We start from the raw sequence: 18,542 nt of genomic DNA on the forward strand, positions 1-18,542 counted from the left end.
CGTTAGCCTCCTTCCTATAATCGATCCGCTTACCCAAGCCCCTTCTGTACCGTGCTACCCGCACTCCGCTGCAAACCCACATCCCTGGGTGTTCGACCATAATAATTCGCTCCACCGGAGCACATGACTGTCAGGGATTACCGCATGACAACCAGCACGACTTACAGCGACTCCTCACCTGCGCAACCGACGAACTCCGCCGGCCGTGTCGCCACGGCGAGCTTCATCGGCACCGCCATCGAGTTCTACGATTTCTACGTTTATGCCACCGCCGCCGCGCTGGTGATCGGGCCAGTGTTCTTTCCGCAGACCTCCGGCACGGCGCAGATGCTCTCGGCCTTCCTGACGTTCGGTATCGCCTTCCTCGCCCGCCCTCTGGGCTCGGCGCTGTTCGGTCACTTTGGTGATCGCATCGGGCGCAAATCCACGCTGGTGGCTTCCCTTCTGCTGATGGGCGTGTGTACCACGCTGATCGGCGTGCTGCCGGGTTACGACAGCATTGGCGCCTGGGCGCCGATCCTGCTCTGTGTGCTGCGTTTCGGTCAGGGCCTTGGGCTTGGCGGTGAATGGGGTGGCGCGGCGTTGCTGGCCACCGAAAACGCTCCCAAGGACAAACGCGCGTGGTTCGGCATGTTCCCGCAGCTCGGCCCTTCCATCGGTTTCCTGGCAGCCAACGGCCTGTTCCTGACCCTGGCCATGGTGCTGAACGACGAACAGTTCCGCTCCTGGGGCTGGCGTATTCCGTTCCTGCTCAGCGCCGCACTGGTGATGGTCGGCCTGTACGTGCGCCTGAAGCTGCACGAGACGCCGGTGTTCGCCAATGCCATGGCCCGTGAAGAACGGGTGAAGATCCCGCTCGTCGAGCTGTTCAGCCAGTACTGGCTGCCGGTGCTGCTGGGTGCCGGGGCGATGGTGGTGTGTTACGCGCTGTTCTATATCTCCACCGTGTTCTCCCTCAGCTACGGCGTGGCGACCTTGGGTTACAGCCGCGAAACCTTCCTCGGCCTGCTGTGCTTTGCCGTGCTGTTCATGGCGGCGGCCACGCCGTTGTCGGCCTGGGCCAGCGACAAGCTGGGCCGCAAGCCGGTGCTGATCGTTGGAGGTGTGCTGGCGATTCTGTCCGGTTTCCTGATGGAACCGTTGCTGACCCAGGGCTCGACCTGGGGCGTGGCGCTGTTCCTGTGCATCGAGCTGTTCCTGATGGGCGTGACCTTCGCCCCGATGGGCGCGCTGCTGCCGGAACTGTTTCCGACTCACGTGCGCTACACCGGCGCCTCGGCGGCCTACAACCTGGGCGGCATCGTCGGCGCTTCGGCGGCACCGTTCTTTGCCCAGAAGCTGGTGGCGATGGGTGGTTTGAGTTATGTCGGCGGGTATGTGTCGGGGGCGGCGGTGCTGAGCCTGATTGCCGTGCTGTGCCTGAAAGAGACGCGCCATAACGATCTGAATCGCATCGACTGACAGATGGCCTTCGCGGGCAAGCCTCGCTCCTACAGGGCATCACACTGAACCTGTAGGAGCAAGGCTTGCCCGCGAAGGCGTCCTCCCTGACAACATATCCCCCCTCGCTCTACGCCTAACGGTATATCCCCGCTATACTCATCGGCTTTTCCGAAATATTTGCCTATTAGGGTCCCGCCGCGCATGGATAAGACCTACCAGCCGCACGCCATTGAAACTTCCTGGTACAACACCTGGGAGTCCGAGAATTACTTCGCCCCGCAAGGCGCGGGCGAGTCCTACACCATCATGATCCCGCCGCCGAACGTCACCGGCAGCCTGCACATGGGTCATGGCTTCAACAACGCGATCATGGACGCCCTGATCCGTTTCCGCCGCATGCAGGGTCGCAACACCCTGTGGCAGCCGGGCACCGACCACGCCGGTATCGCTACGCAGATGCTGGTGGAGCGTCAACTCGAAGCCCAGGGCCAGAATCGCCACGATCTGGGCCGCGACAAATTCCTTGAGAAAGTCTGGGAGTGGAAGGATCAGTCCGGCGGCAACATCAGCCGTCAGATCCGCCGCCTCGGTTCGTCCGTGGACTGGAGCCGCGAGCGCTTCACCATGGACGACGGCCTTTCCGAAGCCGTGAAAGAAGCCTTCGTGCGCCTGCACGAAGACGGTTTGATCTACCGCGGCAAGCGCCTGGTCAACTGGGACACCAAGCTGCACACAGCGATTTCCGACCTCGAAGTGGAAAACCACGACGAGAAAGGTTTCCTGTGGAACCTCAAATACCCGCTGGCCGACGGCGCCAAGACCGCTGAAGGCAACGACTACCTGATCGTCGCGACCACCCGTCCGGAAACCATGCTCGGCGACTCCGCCGTCGCGGTGAACCCGAACGACGAACGCTACAAGGCCCTGATCGGCAAATTCGTCGAGCTGCCACTGGTCGGCCGCCGCATCCCGATCATCGCCGACGATTACTGCGACCCTGAATTCGGCACCGGCTGCGTGAAAATCACCCCGGCCCACGACTTCAACGACTACGAAGTCGGCAAGCGCCACAACCTGCCGCTGCTGAACATCTTCGACAAGAACGCCAATGTCCTGCCAGCAGCCCAGGCATTCAACCTGGACGGCACGCTGAACGAGAGCATCGACGGCAAGATCCCGGCCGAATACGCCGGCCTCGAGCGCTTCGAAGCACGCAAGCAGATTGTCGCCGCCTTCGATGCCGCCGGCCTGCTGGTCAGCGTCAACGATCACGCCCTGAAAGTGCCGAAAGGCGACCGCTCCGGCACCATCATCGAGCCTTGGCTGACCGACCAGTGGTACGTGTCCACCAAACCGTTGGCCGAGCCTGCGATTGCCGCCGTTGAAGACGGCCGCATCCAGTTCGTGCCCAAGCAATACGAAAACATGTACTTCTCGTGGATGCGCGACATCCAGGACTGGTGCATCAGCCGTCAGCTGTGGTGGGGCCACCGGATCCCGGCCTGGTACGACGAGTCGGGCAAGGTCTACGTCGGTCGCGACGAAGCCGAAGTGCGCGCCAGGCACAACCTCGGTGCCGACATCGCGCTGCAGCAGGACAACGACGTTCTCGACACCTGGTTCAGTTCCGGTCTGTGGACCTTCTCCACCCTGGGCTGGCCGGAAAAGACCGAGTTCCTGAAGAAATTCCACTCCACCGACGTACTGGTCACCGGCTTCGACATCATTTTCTTCTGGGTCGCCCGGATGATCATGCTGACCATGCACCTGATCAAGAACGAGGACGGCACCCCGCAGGTTCCGTTCAAGACCGTTTACGTGCACGGTCTGGTGCGTGATGGCCAGGGCCAGAAGATGTCCAAGTCCAAGGGCAACGTCCTGGACCCGCTGGACATCATCGACGGCATCGAGCTGGAAACCCTGGTGCAGAAGCGCACCTCGGGCCTGATGCAGCCGAAGCTGGCGAAGAAGATCGAGAAAGCGACCCGCGACGAGTTCGCCGAGGGTATCGCCAGCTACGGTACCGACGCCCTGCGTTTCACCTTCTGCTCGCTGGCGTCCACCGGTCGCGACATCAAGTTCGACATGGGCCGCGTCGAAGGCTATCGCAACTTCTGCAACAAGATCTGGAACGCCGCGCGCTACGTGCTGGACAAGGGCGAAGACTGCGGCCAGAACGGCGAAGCCTACGAGCTGTCGCTGGCAGACCGCTGGATCATTTCGCAGCTGCAACGCACCGAAGCCGAAGTGACTCGCCAGCTGGACCAGTTCCGTTTCGACCTGGCCGCCCAAGCCCTTTACGAGTTCATCTGGAACCAGTACTGCGACTGGTACCTGGAGCTTTCCAAGCCTGTGCTGTGGGACGAGAACGCACCGGTCGAGCGCCAGCGCGGCACCCGTCGCACCCTGGTTCGCGTGCTGGAAGTGGCCCTGCGCCTGGCGCACCCGTTCATGCCGTTCATCACCGAAGAAATCTGGCAGCGCATCGCGCCGCTGGCCGGTATCGAAGGCAAGACGATCATGCTGCAACCTTGGCCGGTGGCCAATGAAACGCGCATCGATCAGGCGGCCGAAGACGACATCGAATGGCTCAAGGGCCTGATGCTCGGCACCCGTAACATCCGTGGCGAAATGAACATCGGTCCGGGTAAACCGCTGCCGCTGTTCCTGAAGAACGTCAGTGCCGAGGATCAGCGTCGCCTGAGCGAAAACGAAGCGCTGCTGAAGAAACTGGCGCGCCTCGAATCGATCACCGTGCTGGCTGCGGGCGAAGAAGCACCACTGTCGGCGACCGCACTGGTTGGCGAGATGGAAGTGCTGGTGCCAATGGCCGGCCTGATCGACAAGGGTGCGGAACTGGCGCGTCTGGACAAGGAAATCCAGCGCCTGCAAGGCGAAGTGCAACGCGTCGGCGGCAAGCTGTCGAACGCCGGTTTCGTCGACAAGGCACCCGCTGAAGTCATCGAGAAGGAACGCGCCAAACTGGCCGAGGCTGAACAAGCCCTGGGCAAACTGGCCGAGCAACATGCGCGGATCGCCAGCCTGTAACGGCACTGCGCAATGAAAGAGGGAGGTCAGTAATGGCCTCCCTTTTTTGTGCCTGCCATGTCCCTCAAATTCAATGCAAATCCCTGTGGGAGCTGGCTTGCCAGCGATGGCGATCTTTCAGGCACTTTAGTGTTAAATGCGATGCCCTCATCGCTGGCAAGCCAGCTCCCACAGGGATTGAGGTGTTTTTTGCAATTGGGTTCACAGGGACTGGATGTGGGACAATGCCCGCCACTTTTTGTCATACCTGAATCGACCACGCCCATGAACACCCCTCGTACCCCCAAACCCGCGCGTAAAAAATCTGACACCGCGCCCCCGGCCAAAGCCGTGGAGCCACGGGAAAAGGCCAGCCTGCACCCGCGCAATCGCCACCAGGGTCGCTACGACTTCCCGGCGCTGATCAAAAGCACGCCGGAATTGGGGAAGTTCGTGATCATCAATCCGTATGGCAAGGAGAGCATCGACTTCGCCAGCCCGGACGCCGTACGGGTGTTCAATCGGGCACTGCTCAAATCGTTCTACGGCATCGCCCACTGGGACATCCCGGCCGACTACCTTTGCCCGCCGGTGCCGGGTCGCGCCGATTACGTGCACTTTCTCGCCGACCTGCTGGCCGAAGGCAATGAAGGCGTGATCCCCCGTGGCGCCGCGGTGAAGGTGCTGGACGTGGGCACGGGTGCCAACTGCGTCTACCCGCTGATCGGCCATAGCGACTACCGCTGGCACTTCCTCGGCTCCGACATCGATGCCACTGCCATTGCCGCCGCCAAGACCATCATTGCCGCCAACGGCCTGAACAAGGCGATCCAGATTCGCCAGCAGGCCAACCGCAAGCAGATCCTCCTGGGCCTGCTGGAGAGTGACGAGCGCTTCGACCTGACGATGTGCAACCCGCCCTTCCACGCATCCCTGGAAGAAGCCACCCGTGGCAGCAGCCGTAAATGGCGAGCACTGGGCAAAGCCGATCCGAAGCGCAAACTGCCGGTGCTGAATTTCGGCGGTCAGGCAGCTGAGTTGTGGTGCGAGGGCGGCGAGGTACGTTTCGTCACGCAGCTGATCAGCGAGAGCGCGCAGGTGGGGCAGCAGGTGTTGTGGTTCAGCACCCTGGTGTCCAAGGCCTCGAACCTGCCGGCGATGCAGACTGCGTTGAAAAAGGCCGGCGCGCTGGAGAGCCGCGTGGTGGAAATGTCGCAGGGGCAGAAGCAGAGCCGGTTCGTGGCGTGGACGTTTCAGACGCCGGAGCAGCAACAGGCATGGCGCGAGCGTTGGCCGCGCAAGACTGAATAACCGACACAGATCCCCTGTGGGAGCGGGCTTGCCCGCGAAAGCGGTGTATCAGGCGAGAACGAAGGCGACTGACACACTGCCATCGCGGGCAAGCCCGCTCCCACAGGGATTAACTGTGCTTTCAAGAATTCAGGGCACAAAAAAACCGTGCCCGGATCGCTCCGTTGCACGGTTTTTTTCGCTGCGTCTTACTTGTTCACAGAGTCGGTCAGGGCTTTGGCCACAACCAGCTTGATCACTTTCTTGGCAGGGATTTCGATGGCTGCGCCGGTCGAAGGGTTACGGCCGGTACGGGCAGGACGCTCAGTCACTTTCAGTTTGCCGATGCCTGGCAGGGTGATTTCGCCGCCGTTTTCCAGCTGATCGGCAACGATTTGGCCCAGTTGGTCCAGAGCGTTACGCGCCGTGGTTTTTGGCGCGTCGATGGCTTCAGCGATGTCGGCGATCAGTTGGTCTTTAGTAAGAGCCATTTAGTGTTCCTTCCCTATCAAATTTCATATGGATTGCAGAGTGCAGTGTCAGCCATCGAGCCCGATCTTCTGGATCTGGCACCCTCGGCGATAACCGCGACGAGTCGGGTTATAGATACCGAAATCAGGGTTTGGTTCGACCTGACATTTGCTGACTGCACGCTTAACGCAGTGACTACGCGTAAGACCGGGCAAAACTAGCACAGCGACGGGGAAATATCCGCTTCCGGCTGCCCTTTTGGTCAGCTTTATTGCTCTAAATCGGGAAAAAACAGCATATGCACCGTCGGTCGCCGCGCAATTGCCCTTCGTGCGGCGCCAAAAGCAGTGGTTGCGGTACACTGGGCGCTTTTTCGGGGAGCTGACCGCTCTCTCCAACAAGCCGCTCACACCAGCCGCTTCCACCAGCCGAGAAGCCCATGCCGATCCGTCATTGCATCGTCCACCTGATCGACAAAAAACCCGATGGCACCCCCGCGGTTCTCCATGCCCGCGACTCGGAACTGGCCGAGTCCGCCGCCATCGAGAACATGCTGGCCGACCTCAATGAAAGCTATAACGCCAAACAGGGCAAAGCCTGGGGTCTGTTTCATCCGGAGTCCGGCGCCTTTCCATTCAGCGGCTGGCTGAAGGAATACCTCGACGGCGGCCAGGACTTCACCGCGTTCAGTCGCGTGGCGGTGGAGCATCTGCAAAAGCTGATGGAAGAATCCAACCTCTCGGTGGGTGGCCACGTGTTGTTCGCCCACTACCAGCAAGGCATGACCGACTACCTGGCCATCGCCCTGTTGCACCACAGCGAAGGCGTGGCGGTGACCGACGAGCTGGACGTGACCCCGTCCCGTCACCTGGACCTGGGTCAGCTGCATCTGGCCGCGCGGATCAACGTCTCCGAGTGGCAGAACAACAAGCAATCCAAGCAGTACATTTCGTTCATCAAAGGCAAGAACGGCAAGAAGGTCTCGGAGTATTTCCGCGACTTCATCGGTTGCCAGGAAGGCGTCGATGGTCCGGGTGAAACCCGCACCCTGCTCAAGGCCTTCAGCGACTTCGTCGAAAGTGAAGACCTGCCGGAAGATTCGGCACGGGAAAAAACCAAGACTCTGGTGGATTACGCCAGCAGCCAGGCCAAGCTCGGCGAACCCATGGGCCTGGAAGAGCTGTCGGAACTGATCGACGAAGAACGCCCGAAAGCCTTCTACGATCACATCCGCAACAAGGACTACGGCCTGTCGCCGGAAATCCCGGCGGATAAGCGCACCCTGAACCAGTTCCGCCGCTTCACCGGTCGCGCCGAAGGTTTGTCCATCAGCTTCGAAGCACACCTGTTGGGCTCGAAGATCGAGTACGACGAAGAAGCCGGCACCCTGATCATCAAGGGCCTGCCGACCTCGCTCACCGACCAGCTCAAGCGCCGCAACTGATGCTCGGCAATGTGCTGAAGAAATTCCTGCTGATTCTGCTGGTGGTCGTGGCCTACCAGAACTGGGGCAAGATCGAGCGCGTGTTCAATCCCTCGCAAGTGGTGTCCGAGCAGACGCAGGCCACGGCCAATGTGGTGTTCTACACCACCGAGTGGTGTGGCTACTGCAAATTGACCCGGCGCTTTCTCGATCAGAAGGGCATTCCCTACAAGGAATTCGATATCGAGAAAGACGCTGTGGCGCGCAAGGCTTATGAAGCGTTGGGTGGTGGCGGGATTCCGTTCCTTGATGTGAACGGAACGCTGATTCGCGGGTATGACCCGGATGCGATTCTGGCGGCGCTGAAATAACTGATCAGAAATACACAAATCTTGTGGCAAGGAGCCTTTGTGGCGAGGGAGCTTGCTCCCTCGCCACATGTTTCAGCAGGGGTTTGAGCAAGCCTCGATACGGAAACCGAATCGCGGAACGTGCACATGCACCACCCCGCCCCGCTCATCCTCACGACGCACGATCAATTCCTCACTGCCGGCAAACAACAACTCCCCCGCCACCGGATCAACGCCATAGTCAGTCGCGGCGATCACCACCTGCTGACCCACCTCGAACCCGTTCGGATCGATGAACAGTTCATCGGGCAAAGCAGCAGGCGTGGATTGCCGTGCAATCGTCAGCGCCTCTTGCGAGCTCATCTCACTCGACGCACCATGGCCGAAACCCAAGACCCGCGCCAACCAGGCCGACACCGCCGGATAGTTATCCACAAGCGGCGCCGTGACCGGCGTGGCCTTGAGGAACCACAGCGGGTGCGCCATGGCGAAGTCGGCAATCGAGGGCTCGCCAAACAGGTAATCACCCTCTTCGCGCTGCAACTGCTGCTCCAGGCGCGCCATGATCGTTGGCCACTGATGCCGCGCTTGCTCGGCGGTCAACCGGGTAGCGCTGCCACCGCTGAACAACTTGGCGCGATCGGCCAGAAACGCGTTGATCGCCTCCTGCGGCAAGTGGCCGAAACGCACGGCGACCGACTCCGGCTGGAACACCAGACTGACAGCGTGCTGAAACACCACGGAATCGGCCCAGGCGGCAAAGCTCGCGGCGATCATTTCCTGACCTTCCGGGAAGAACGCGGGCAAGGTTTTTTCCCGATCCAGACGACGGGCGATCAACGCCGTATCGCAATAGATATCCGCGCCGATCTGCAGTACCGGCGTCTTGCGGTAGCCACCGGTCAGCGCAGTGAGATCGGGTTTTGGCATCACTGGCGAGATTTTCACCGAGCGCCAGGACAGTCCTTTGAAGCCCAACAATAATCGGGCCTTTTCGGCAAAGGGGGACGTCGGGTAGTGATGCAGGATCAACTCGGACATGTTCGGCTCCGCCGCACAGAAAGAAACCCGCAGCTTAGCGCGCAATCGGTCTACAAAATACAGATCCGCCTGATGGTAGCCAATCACTCAGGTTGATAAGTCGGCCGTCGCACTGGCCACCAGGCATTCCTTGGCGCTCTTCTTGAGCTTTTTGATCAACCGCTCCTGACGCAGCGCTTCGCTTTTGTCGCGGCAGGCTTCGGTATAGACCAGCGCCATGGCCGGGCTTGAGAGAAAGAAACGCGCGCCTTTGCCACTTTGGTGTTTGGCGAATCGACGCACGGGATCGTCGCTGATCCCGCAGTAGAGTGAGCCATTGGCCGCGCGCACGAGGTAGACGAACCAGGGTTTGCTCACTGCGGGTTTGGCGTCGGCGGGATTTTCGTTGTCGGTGCTCACGTAACGATCAAAGCTTGCAAGGAAACAAGCGGCGATCTTATCAGCGACCGGCCTGAAATGCCTTCAGCCCCTTCAAGGCCTGCGCCCGAACGGCGTTTTGCACCACAGGTGTCCAGCCCAGCAGCAAACCCTTGAATCCCAAGGCCTGGCGCGACCATTTCCACAGATCGAAGCTGTCGTGGTGTTCGCAAATCCTGCCATCGCGAAACACAAAGCGCGCCTGAATGTCGTTGACCACCGTGTTACCGGTCTGGCTGAACAGGTAAGTCGCGACCCAATGCGCACTACCACTGCGTTCATCGCAGCGCACGTTGTCGAACGTAAGGGAAAAATCCCTGGCCCGGGTAGTGAGCATGCGCCACATGTCGCCAGCATCACGCCCGCGCAGTTCGCCGAACGCCGGATCACTGAACACCACATCTTCGGTGTAGCAGGCGCTCATGGCTTCGGCATCCAGCCGCTGGAAGGCCTGGTAGAACCGGGTGATCAATTGGTTGTGGGCATCACTCATGGACAAGCTTCCTGTGGTAGCAAAATGGCTTCATACGATGGCCTGCACGATAGTCCACAAATGCACGGGAAACTACCGGCCCTTGGGGTGCAAATACCCTGATATTCGCTGAACCCTAATGAACCATCCCGTTATCTCGGGCATAAGCGAACAGAGCCACATCGGTGGAGATACCCAGTCTTTGCATGGCCATGGTTTTCTGTTTACTGATCGTCGACACGCTGCGTTTGAAATAGCCGGCGATTTCACTGACGGTCATGCCGCTGGCAAGCATTCTCACCACTTCCAGCTCCTTGGCCGACAGCGCCGGGGAAGTCGTCCGGGCATCGACACGTGCCTGATCCAGCGCTGCACGCAAAGATTCGCTGATAAAAGGCCGTCCTTCGGCCACCGACCTGATCGCCATGGGCAAATCCCTGGCCGATGCACCTTTGGCAATGATCGCCATGACCCCTTGAGCCAACGCCGCCCGCAGCGTTGTGACGTGGGCGTGCATCGTCACCAGAATGACGGGTAAGTGCGGATAACCGCGCCGCACTTTGCCGAGCATCTTCAAGCCGTCGGATTGCAGGTTGCCCGGCATGGAAAAGTCGGTGATCAACAAGTCGCACGGTGTGGTGGAGAGCAGCTTCAACAGGCTGTCGGGGCCCTCGGCCTCCCCAACGATCACGCAGTTACCGCCCAGATTGATGAGCATTCTCAAGCCGATAAGAACGACAGGATGGTCGTCAGCGATGATTACGCGCATTGTCGGATTAATCCTGTTTGGTGAGTGGAATGCGCGGAAAATAACGCCATCCTCTTGCCATCACAATGCCCAATTCTAAAGTGCAAAACCGCTCTGCACCGTGCTTTCGGGGAGTTGGCATTTCTCCTATAGAACAAACAGAAGCGCCCTACACATAAGAACTACACAAGCCACGCAGAAGTACTACAGACATGATGAAGAAAGCGGTCGATTCGCATTCGAAGCGCTCTTTCATACACGACACCTTCCGTTTTCGTATTAGTTGCATTTCATCCCGCTACCTCGATGGATAGATTGCGCCCTTCCTCACTCGGGATTCATCCCGACAATCATTAATCGAAGAAGCAGGATCTATCATGAACAGCCGTTTACCCCTCATGAGCGCCATTTTGCTCATGGCCGGAACATCGTCGGCGATGGCCGCATCCAGTACTGACCTGACCGTGACCGGCACGATTACGCCAGCGGCCTGCACACCAAGTCTCTCCAATGGCGGTGTCATCGATTACGGGAAGGTTTCCGCCAAAGATCTCAACCCCACAAAGCCAACCTTCCTTGGCCGCGTAGCTTTGCAACTTAAAGTTGACTGCGATGCCGCCACTACGTTTGCGCTCAACCTTGCGGATAACCGACCGAACACAGCCTCTTCCTTGGGCTGGTACGGTTTGGGCTTGATCAATACCAACCAGAAGCTCGGGTACTTCGACTTGGGGTATACGGACGCCAACACCGAAATCGGTCCCAAATCAGTGCTTGGCTCGTATGACGGGGGAAAAACATGGAGTAACTACGAAGACACTGGATTTCCCACGGGCGAGTGGGCGGCCTTCGGCGACCGGTCTTCAGGAGCCTGGTTGCCGGCACCGATCCAGAACCTGACCGTCAATATGCACATAGGCACGAATATCGCTCCCGCTAACGGCCTCACATTAACGAATCAAGTGCGTATGGACGGTTCCGCGACCCTCGAGGTCAAGTACCTGTAGTCCTGTGTAGCCATACACCGGACACGCATCACTCACTGAATCAAAGGACGCCCCATCATGGAAAGATGTTCCGCCGTTTTATTAGCTTCTTCGCTGATCGCCTGCGCGCCAATGTCATTCGCCGCCAGCAGCACCGACTTGAGCGTCACCGGAATCATCACCCCCAGCGCCTGCGCCCCAACGTTGTCGAACGGTGGCATCGTCGATCACGGCAAATTGACGGCCAAGGATCTCGATCATCAGCTGCCAACCCGACTGCCCGCCGGTGAGATGCAATTGGAGGTTCATTGTGAGGCTGCCACTTTTTTCACCCTGACCACGTTGGATAACCGCGCCGGAACCTCGGCCATCAAACCGGAGTACCACGGTCTGGGGGTGGTCAACGATGACCAGAACCTGGGCAGTGTGGCCTTCGGGGTATTCGAACCGCAGGCTGACGGCAATTCGGTGCTGACCATCATGTCCCGCGACGGCGGCGTCAGTTGGGCGCCGTCTTCCTATCTGGGGCATGCCGGGTTGACGTCGTTCGCCGCTCCCGGCGATCCACACACCCCCATCGCCATCAAGGACCTGAACGCCCGGATGCGTGCCTTCACCATCATTGCACCGGCCAGCGATCTGACCCTGCTCGATGAACTGCCCATCGATGGCCACGCCACGATGCAGCTCAAGTATTTGTGACGCCATTTTTTAAACGGATTTATTCAGGAGTTACACGATGAACAAAAAACTCAATGCCCTCTTCGCTGCCCTGTTGCTGACTGGCGGTGCCAGCGCTTTCGCCGCCTCCAGTGTCGACCTGACCGTGACCGGGACGATCACGCCGAGTGCCTGTGAGCCGACCCTGTCTCAGGGTGGGTTGGTGGATTACGGCAAGATTTCCGCCAGGGATCTTAATGTTGACCAGCCAACAGCGCTGGCTCAGCAAACGGTGCAGCTCACGATCACCTGTGACGCCGCGACCCTGGCCGCAGTTGAGAGCAAGGACAACCGAGCAGGTTCGGCTGCCCAGACCGACCCGGCGAATTTCGGTCTCGGGTTGATCAACGGTAACGAAAAACTGGGCCACATGAACCTGACACTGGCCAATCCGGTCGCCGATGGCGCATCGCTCAGAAACATCGTTTCCACAGACAACGGTTCGACCTGGCAGCCAGGAAGCAGTCTGGCGACCGACAACATTATTTCGGTGGCCGACTCCAGCAACGTGACCCCAATCCCTTTCCAGACATTGACTTCCGACCTTCGTATCGACCCAGTCATCGCCCCCGCCAACCAACTGACCCTGACCAATGAAGCCAATATGGACGGCTCGCTCACCCTGACCGTGCGTTACCTGTAATTCATCGATGAACTAAAGCGCGGCGCAGCTTGCGCACACCGTAACTTCGCCGCGCTCCAGAACGTGCCGAACCCACCGATTACAACACATGCGGCAAGGCGCCCCGCAACGACGGGAACCCTGCGCCGCCCCCTGCTGGACACGCGCTGACAAGGACTTCAGACCGATATGACGAAAGCGATTCCACACTCCCTCGCCCTGCTCTGCCTGCTCGGCGTGAGCCAAACGACCCTGGCCGCCTCCAACGTCGAGCTGAATGTCCAGGGCCGCATAACGCCCCATGCCTGTGACGTGCTTTTGTCGGATGGCGGACTGGTGGACCACGGCAAGGTGCCAGCCCGCAGCCTCAATCAACACGAGTTGACCCCGCTGCCTGGACGACAACTGGACCTGAGCGTGAACTGCGACGAAGCGCTGCTGTTTGTGTTGATGGGGGTGGACAGTCGGCCGGACTCTTCGCTGGGGCCAGGGTTTTACTACGGGCTTGGCTGGAACGTTAATGCCCCTACCGAGCGTCTGGGCAACGTGAGCCTGGCCATACGCAACGCGGTGGCCGATGGCGAACCGGCACTGGTTTTGGCTTCGAGCAATCAAGGCCTGACCTGGTTTCCGGAAAACAACGCCTACCCGGACACCTATATGGGCTTCGCCAAGCCCGGAACACTGGTACCTGAACCCCATCGCCTGGTGACCGCCTGGCTGCACATCAACACCTCGATCAATGCCGCTGCCTTCCTGACCCTGAATCAGGAAGTGCCGCTGGACGGCGAGATCGTGCTCGACCTGAGGTATCTGTAGCCATGTCGACGATCACGGTTTCTTCTTTTATACGGGCTTTAATCATGAACTTTTCCAACGGCGCTCGACGCCTCAAATGCTGTCTGGGCACGCTGCTCCTGCTTGTATGCGGCCACGCGCTTGCCGACGGCATGGTGCCGGACACCTCGGTGGTCATCGTCAACGAAGCGGACGGCGAGGCCTCGGTGTCGGTGACCAACACCGACGCGAGTCTGGCCTTGTTGCACGTCACCCTCGAAGACATTCCCGAAGACACCGAACCGCTGCTGTTTGTCACACCGCCCCTGGCCCGTGTCGAGACCGGCAAAAGCCAACTGGTACGCTTCATCCTGCAAACGTCCACGCCCTTGACCACGCAGCGCTTGAAGCGCGTGATTTTCGAAGGCATGCCCCAGGACCGCGTAGCGGCGCAGGCAGGCCATGCGCGAGTGGGGGTGACGGTACGCCAGAACCTGCCGGTGATCCTGCATCCCAAGGGCCTGCCGCCCAATCGCACGCCCTGGACGGGGCTGGACTGGAGCTTGAAAAACGACCAGTTGAGCGTGCACAACCCTTCGCCGTATGTCGTGCGCCTGGCTCAGGAACTTTCACTGCTGCCGGGTAATGGCGCGGCCCTGTTGCCACGCACCTACGTACTGCCGGGGGAAACCCTGACCGTGCCCGCCGGCGGGGCGGCCGCCACCCAGGTACGGATTCAACCGGCCACGGTCTACGGCTTCGCGGTACCGCCTTACGAGGCACCGATCAAATCCTGAACCCACCCACGACAGCGCCATGAAGGAACGCAGAGCGCCCAAGTTTTCAGGCAACGGCCTTTGAGCCGTTGCCCCGGACGTGACTGAGCCACAACGAATCCGCCAGCACGTCGCCCTGACCAAGTGAACCCCATGAACACAGTATCGATTTACCGTGATGGCGAAGCCATGCCTGTCATTCGGCGAACTCGCCCTCGACTGATACAACGACGGACCACCGTGGCGTTGCTGCTGACCGGTGCATCAATCGCCCTCGATGCCCGAGGCGATGCATTGCTACTGGCGGCGTTCGACACCAACACGCTGTTGCAGCGTGGCATTGACCCGGCGCTGGCGACGTCCCTGATGCAGGCACCGCGATTCACCGCGGGCAAACATCCGGTGACGCTCACCGTCAATGGTCAGCGCCACGGTCGCGTGGACGCCACGTTCGATCGCCAGGGCGCGCTGTGTTTTGACCGGCCTCTGCTCGACAAGGCCAACCTGAACGTACCCAACCAGATGCTGGAGGACGGCAAGTGTCACGACTTCCTGGCCGCCGCACCGCAGACCATCATTGATCCGGATCCGGCCAATCTGGCGCTTTCACTGATCGTACCCACCGAATCGATACGCCCGGCCACGCGCGATTTCACCGGCTATCAAACCGGTGGTATCGCCGGCATGCTCAATTACGACGTCACCGGCTTGCACAGCAAATTCGGCAACGACACCAGTCGTTTTGCATCGGCCAACACAGAACTCGGGTTCAACGCCGGCGACTGGATCGTGCGCAGCCGCCAGGTACAGACCTGGCAGGACGATATCTCGCGTACGACGCATATCGCCGCTTACGCCCAACGCACCTTCGCCAGTCACGAAGCCGTGCTGCAGGCTGGCCAGATCAACCTCTACAACCCGGTGCTGGCCGGCGCGCAAATCACCGGCGTGCAAGTGCTCAACGAACAGGCATTGCAAGTCGAAAACCAGGGCGCGGTGATCGAGGGCATCGCCAATAGTCAGGCGCAGGTTGAAGTCCGGCAGAACGGTTCGCTGATTCACTCCACAGTGGTGCCCGCCGGCCCGTTTGCGCTCACCAACGTGCGGCGCCTCAACACTCGCTCCGACGTCGAAGTGACCGTCAAGGAAACCGATGGCAGCGAACGCAAATTCACCGTGCCGGCGGCGATGCTCGGCATCGGTTTGCCAGCGCCCGGCTTCTCGCTGGCGGCGGGTCGGGTGCGCAACATTGGCGATGCACAGGGTGACGATCCGTGGGTGATCAGCGGTGGCTGGAGCGGCGCGATCCATCCACAAGTACTGTTCAGCGCAGGCGTGACCGGTGCCGAGGATTACCAGGCGGCAGGCGCAGGAGTCAGTTTTGTGCCATCGCCGGTTACCCAGGTTCAAGCCACCCTGACCGCCGCCGACGCCAGCAAGCAATCCAGTCAGGGTCTTCAGGCCGATCTGAGCCTGTCCCACCGTTTGAGCGATCAATGGGCCCTCAGTGCTGGCAGTTCATACCGAACCCTCGGTTACCGCGAACTGGAAGACGCGGTGTTCGACAACACCGATGACGACAGCAAATCGCGCTATCGCGATCAACAAAGCGCCAGCCTGTCATGGTCGCACCCGTGGCTCGGCGCGTTCAGCAGCGGCCTGAGCCGATCCAGTTCATTCGATGGCCAGAGCAGCAGTCGCGCCCTCGTGTCCTGGGGCACCAATATCAAAGGCGTGTCGGTCTCCGTGACCAGCGAATGGCAGGTCAGTGGTGCGGACCGTAATGACGATAGCGTTTACGTCAATCTCAGCATTCCCCTGGGCGAAAACCGCCGGGCGCGCACCTGGGTGCGCAACAGTGATGGCGATTACCGCAGCGGCATGGGCTTGAGCGAGCAGATCAACGATCAACTGGCTTACCGAATCGGCGTCGAACACGACACCCGTGACAAAGAGGTACAGACCACAGCCGGCGTTTCCCTGCTGCCGCGCTACACCCAACTGGACTTGAACTACACCCGCGGCGACGCCGATCGTTCCAGCTATCAGGCCAGCGCCCGAGGCGGCGCGGTACTGCACAGCGGTGGCCTGACCCTGTCGCCTTACCCGGTGAACGACACCTTCGCCCTGCTGTCGGTGGGCGATATGGGCGCCATCAAGGTTTCGACCCCCAGCGGCCCAGTCTGGACCGACTGGCAAGGCCAGGCGGTTGTCCCGCAAGTGGCCGCTTACGGCCGCAGTCCGGTGGAAGTCGACACCAAAACCCTGCCGCGCAATGCCGACATCCACAACGGTTTGGCGGTCATCAGCGCCGGACGCGGTGCCGTCGACAAGGTCGAGTTCGGTGTCTCCATGACCCGTCGGGCCTTGCTTCAGGTGACCACCGCCAACGGTGCTCCCCTGCCACGCGGCGCCGTGGTGAATACCGAAGACGGCGAGTTCGTCACTCTGGTGCAGCAAGGCGGCCAAGTGTTCCTGCCCAACGTTCTCGATACCCGCCCTCTGCATATCAGCGGTCCGGGGCTGGAGCGCTGCGAGCTGCGCTACGAACTGCCCGAGGTCGCCGACCCCGACGCGTACTACGAAACCGCCCCCGCCAAGTGCCGAGCCCTATGAGGAAGATGCCATGAACCTGCCCCGTTTTTTGCTGCTGACCCTCGCGTCCCTGGCTTTCGGCGGATTTGTCCCAGAGGCCAATGCAGACGAGTGCCAGTTCAACCTGAGTCAGCCCGTACTCGATTACGGACTGATGAACCGGGCGATCCGTCCCGATTCGGCGCCCGAGCGCAACCTGGGCGAGCGTCAGTTGAGCCTGAGCCTGAATTGCTCAACCCCCGGCGACATGAGCCTGTTTTATCGAGCCATGGCGGCGACCGGCAAGCGCTTCCATTTCGCCGAACGCGGCAGTTATCAACTGCGTATTCGCGACGCTGTGCTCGATGGTCAGTCAGTGGATATCGGCTTGATCGCAGGCGCTGGCCAGGCACCTTCGCAAATGGCGTCGAACCTGATCTGGCAGCCGGGCCACGGCGTGGTTCCGGTAAAAGCCGGAGCACCTGTGCAGGGTCGCAATTTTTCGGCACAGGTCGAGGTGACGGCGTGGGTTCAGGAACAGGGCATGCAGGTCCGCGATGCGGTGACTTGGGAAACCAGCGGAACATTCGATGCCATCGGCGCCGGGCGTACTCGTGAAGCGATCCTGCGCGCTCGCTTCGCCCCGGCGGCCTGCGAGCCGGTGCTGTCCAATGGTGGTGTGGTCGACTTCGGCAACATTTCCCAAAACGATCTGAAAGTCGACAAAAGCACGCGCCTGCCACCTCGCAGCCTGACGCTGCGGGTCGGCTGCGATGCGCCGACTGCCTTCGCGATGATCATGCACGACAACCGCCCAGGCTCGGCCACGGTCGACAGCGAGATCTACTACGGACTGGGCATGGACAGCCGCAACAACAAGATTGGCCTGTACTCGCTGAACATCGACCCGGTCAGTGTCAGCGCCGACAACTTCGGGCGCCTGTATCGCACCGACTCCACCACGGGTGGTACGGCCTGGAGCACGTCCAGCGCCAGTCCGATTCCCATCGGCAAGAACAGCTACCTGGGCTTTACCGACAGCGCCGGTAGTAGTGCGGGGCCGGTGATGATCCAGAACTTCACCACCACCGTCACCGTCGACGCCGTGATCGCGCCCACCAACAGCCTTGATTTAAGTACCGCCATCCACCTCGATGGCGCCGGGACAATCGAGATCATTTACCTGTAACAACCAACCGACCCTGTCAAACCCGATTGGCAACCAAACCGTCCGGGGCTTGCAGGAAAAACCATGAAAGAGAGCAAAAAATGAAGAAGTACCTTGCAGCAATCTCCGTCACCACACTGATTGGCACGGCCCCTTATGCATTGGCCGCTTCAAGCACCGATCTGACGGTCACTGGCACTATTACACCAGCAGCTTGCGTACCCAGTTTTTCCCAGG

Annotated in this window: 17 protein-coding genes; 12 read left to right on the plus strand and 5 right to left on the minus strand. The window is 60.3% G+C overall.

Going from position 1 to position 18,542, the window contains the following annotated elements; translation table 11 throughout:
* Positions 1-144 precede the first annotated feature (144 nt).
* The 3 genes from HNO86_RS15865 to rlmF all read left to right on the plus strand — a co-directional run bounded on the left by HNO86_RS15865 (position 145) and on the right by rlmF (position 5,781).
* On the plus strand, positions 145-1,461 hold the full coding sequence (locus tag HNO86_RS15865) for an MFS transporter (RefSeq protein ID WP_175377886.1): 1,317 nt from the start codon (positions 145-147) through the stop codon (positions 1,459-1,461).
* 183 nt (positions 1,462-1,644) lie between these two features.
* Positions 1,645-4,491, plus strand: a complete 2,847-nt coding sequence (locus HNO86_RS15870; protein WP_175377887.1) for a valine--tRNA ligase — start codon at positions 1,645-1,647, stop codon at positions 4,489-4,491.
* Between the two features lie 264 nt (positions 4,492-4,755).
* Complete coding sequence (gene rlmF / locus HNO86_RS15875; RefSeq protein WP_175377888.1) at positions 4,756-5,781, plus strand: 23S rRNA (adenine(1618)-N(6))-methyltransferase RlmF; 1,026 nt, start codon at positions 4,756-4,758, stop codon at positions 5,779-5,781.
* 188 nt (positions 5,782-5,969) lie between these two features.
* Here the strand turns inward: rlmF and HNO86_RS15880 are convergent, their stop codons facing one another.
* Positions 5,970-6,251: an HU family DNA-binding protein gene (locus HNO86_RS15880; RefSeq protein ID WP_110964745.1), complete on the minus strand. Its 282-nt coding sequence runs from the start codon at positions 6,249-6,251 to the stop codon at positions 5,970-5,972.
* Between the two features lie 419 nt (positions 6,252-6,670).
* Here HNO86_RS15880 and yejK point away from each other — a divergent pair, with 419 nt between their 5' ends.
* Both yejK and HNO86_RS15890 read left to right on the plus strand, forming a co-directional pair.
* On the plus strand, positions 6,671-7,675 hold the full coding sequence (gene yejK, locus HNO86_RS15885; RefSeq protein WP_175377889.1) for a nucleoid-associated protein YejK: 1,005 nt from the start codon (positions 6,671-6,673) through the stop codon (positions 7,673-7,675).
* A complete protein-coding gene (locus HNO86_RS15890) occupies positions 7,675-8,025 on the plus strand; it encodes a glutaredoxin family protein (RefSeq protein ID WP_175377890.1) in 351 nt (116 codons plus the stop codon). The genes yejK and HNO86_RS15890 overlap by 1 nt, the downstream gene beginning before the upstream one ends.
* Positions 8,026-8,097: 72 nt before the next feature.
* Here HNO86_RS15890 and HNO86_RS15895 read toward each other — a convergent pair whose 3' ends face one another.
* The 4 genes from HNO86_RS15895 to HNO86_RS15910 all read right to left on the minus strand — a co-directional run bounded on the left by HNO86_RS15895 (position 8,098) and on the right by HNO86_RS15910 (position 10,703).
* On the minus strand, positions 8,098-9,045 hold the full coding sequence (locus HNO86_RS15895; RefSeq protein WP_175377891.1) for a glutathione S-transferase family protein: 948 nt from the start codon (positions 9,043-9,045) through the stop codon (positions 8,098-8,100).
* 87 nt (positions 9,046-9,132) lie between these two features.
* Positions 9,133-9,444 carry a GIY-YIG nuclease family protein gene (locus tag HNO86_RS15900; protein ID WP_175377892.1) on the minus strand — a complete coding sequence of 104 codons (312 nt, stop codon included), beginning with the start codon at positions 9,442-9,444 and terminating at the stop codon, positions 9,133-9,135.
* A 40-nt stretch (positions 9,445-9,484) separates the two neighbouring features.
* Positions 9,485-9,955 carry a nuclear transport factor 2 family protein gene (locus HNO86_RS15905; protein WP_175377893.1) on the minus strand — a complete coding sequence of 157 codons (471 nt, stop codon included), beginning with the start codon at positions 9,953-9,955 and terminating at the stop codon, positions 9,485-9,487.
* A 115-nt stretch (positions 9,956-10,070) separates the two neighbouring features.
* On the minus strand, positions 10,071-10,703 hold the full coding sequence (locus HNO86_RS15910; RefSeq protein WP_175377894.1) for a response regulator transcription factor: 633 nt from the start codon (positions 10,701-10,703) through the stop codon (positions 10,071-10,073).
* A gap of 356 nt (positions 10,704-11,059) precedes the next feature.
* On the opposite strand from HNO86_RS15910, the gene HNO86_RS15915 reads away from it, so the two are divergent.
* The 7 genes from HNO86_RS15915 to HNO86_RS15945 all read left to right on the plus strand — a co-directional run bounded on the left by HNO86_RS15915 (position 11,060) and on the right by HNO86_RS15945 (position 18,326).
* Complete coding sequence (locus tag HNO86_RS15915) at positions 11,060-11,689, plus strand: DUF1120 domain-containing protein (protein ID WP_175377895.1); 630 nt, start codon at positions 11,060-11,062, stop codon at positions 11,687-11,689.
* 57 nt (positions 11,690-11,746) lie between these two features.
* Positions 11,747-12,370, plus strand: coding sequence for a DUF1120 domain-containing protein (locus tag HNO86_RS15920; protein WP_175377896.1), 624 nt, complete (start codon positions 11,747-11,749; stop codon positions 12,368-12,370).
* Positions 12,371-12,407: 37 nt separating this feature from the next.
* Positions 12,408-13,031, plus strand: a complete 624-nt coding sequence (locus tag HNO86_RS15925; RefSeq protein WP_175377897.1) for a DUF1120 domain-containing protein — start codon at positions 12,408-12,410, stop codon at positions 13,029-13,031.
* Positions 13,032-13,199: 168 nt separating this feature from the next.
* Positions 13,200-13,829 (plus strand): DUF1120 domain-containing protein, encoded by a 630-nt coding sequence (locus HNO86_RS15930; protein ID WP_175377898.1) that lies wholly within the window; start codon positions 13,200-13,202, stop codon positions 13,827-13,829.
* Positions 13,830-13,870: 41 nt separating this feature from the next.
* On the plus strand, positions 13,871-14,584 hold the full coding sequence (locus HNO86_RS15935) for a fimbria/pilus chaperone family protein (RefSeq protein ID WP_372242537.1): 714 nt from the start codon (positions 13,871-13,873) through the stop codon (positions 14,582-14,584).
* Positions 14,585-14,716: 132 nt separating this feature from the next.
* Positions 14,717-17,179, plus strand: coding sequence for a fimbria/pilus outer membrane usher protein (locus tag HNO86_RS15940; RefSeq protein ID WP_175377900.1), 2,463 nt, complete (start codon positions 14,717-14,719; stop codon positions 17,177-17,179).
* Between the two features lie 10 nt (positions 17,180-17,189).
* Complete coding sequence (locus HNO86_RS15945) at positions 17,190-18,326, plus strand: DUF1120 domain-containing protein (protein ID WP_175377901.1); 1,137 nt, start codon at positions 17,190-17,192, stop codon at positions 18,324-18,326.
* Positions 18,327-18,542 lie beyond the last annotated feature (216 nt).

Origin of the sequence: Pseudomonas sp. C1C7, from assembly GCF_013359595.1 — a bacterium.
In the GTDB taxonomy this organism is placed as follows: Bacteria; Pseudomonadota; Gammaproteobacteria; order Pseudomonadales; family Pseudomonadaceae; genus Aquipseudomonas.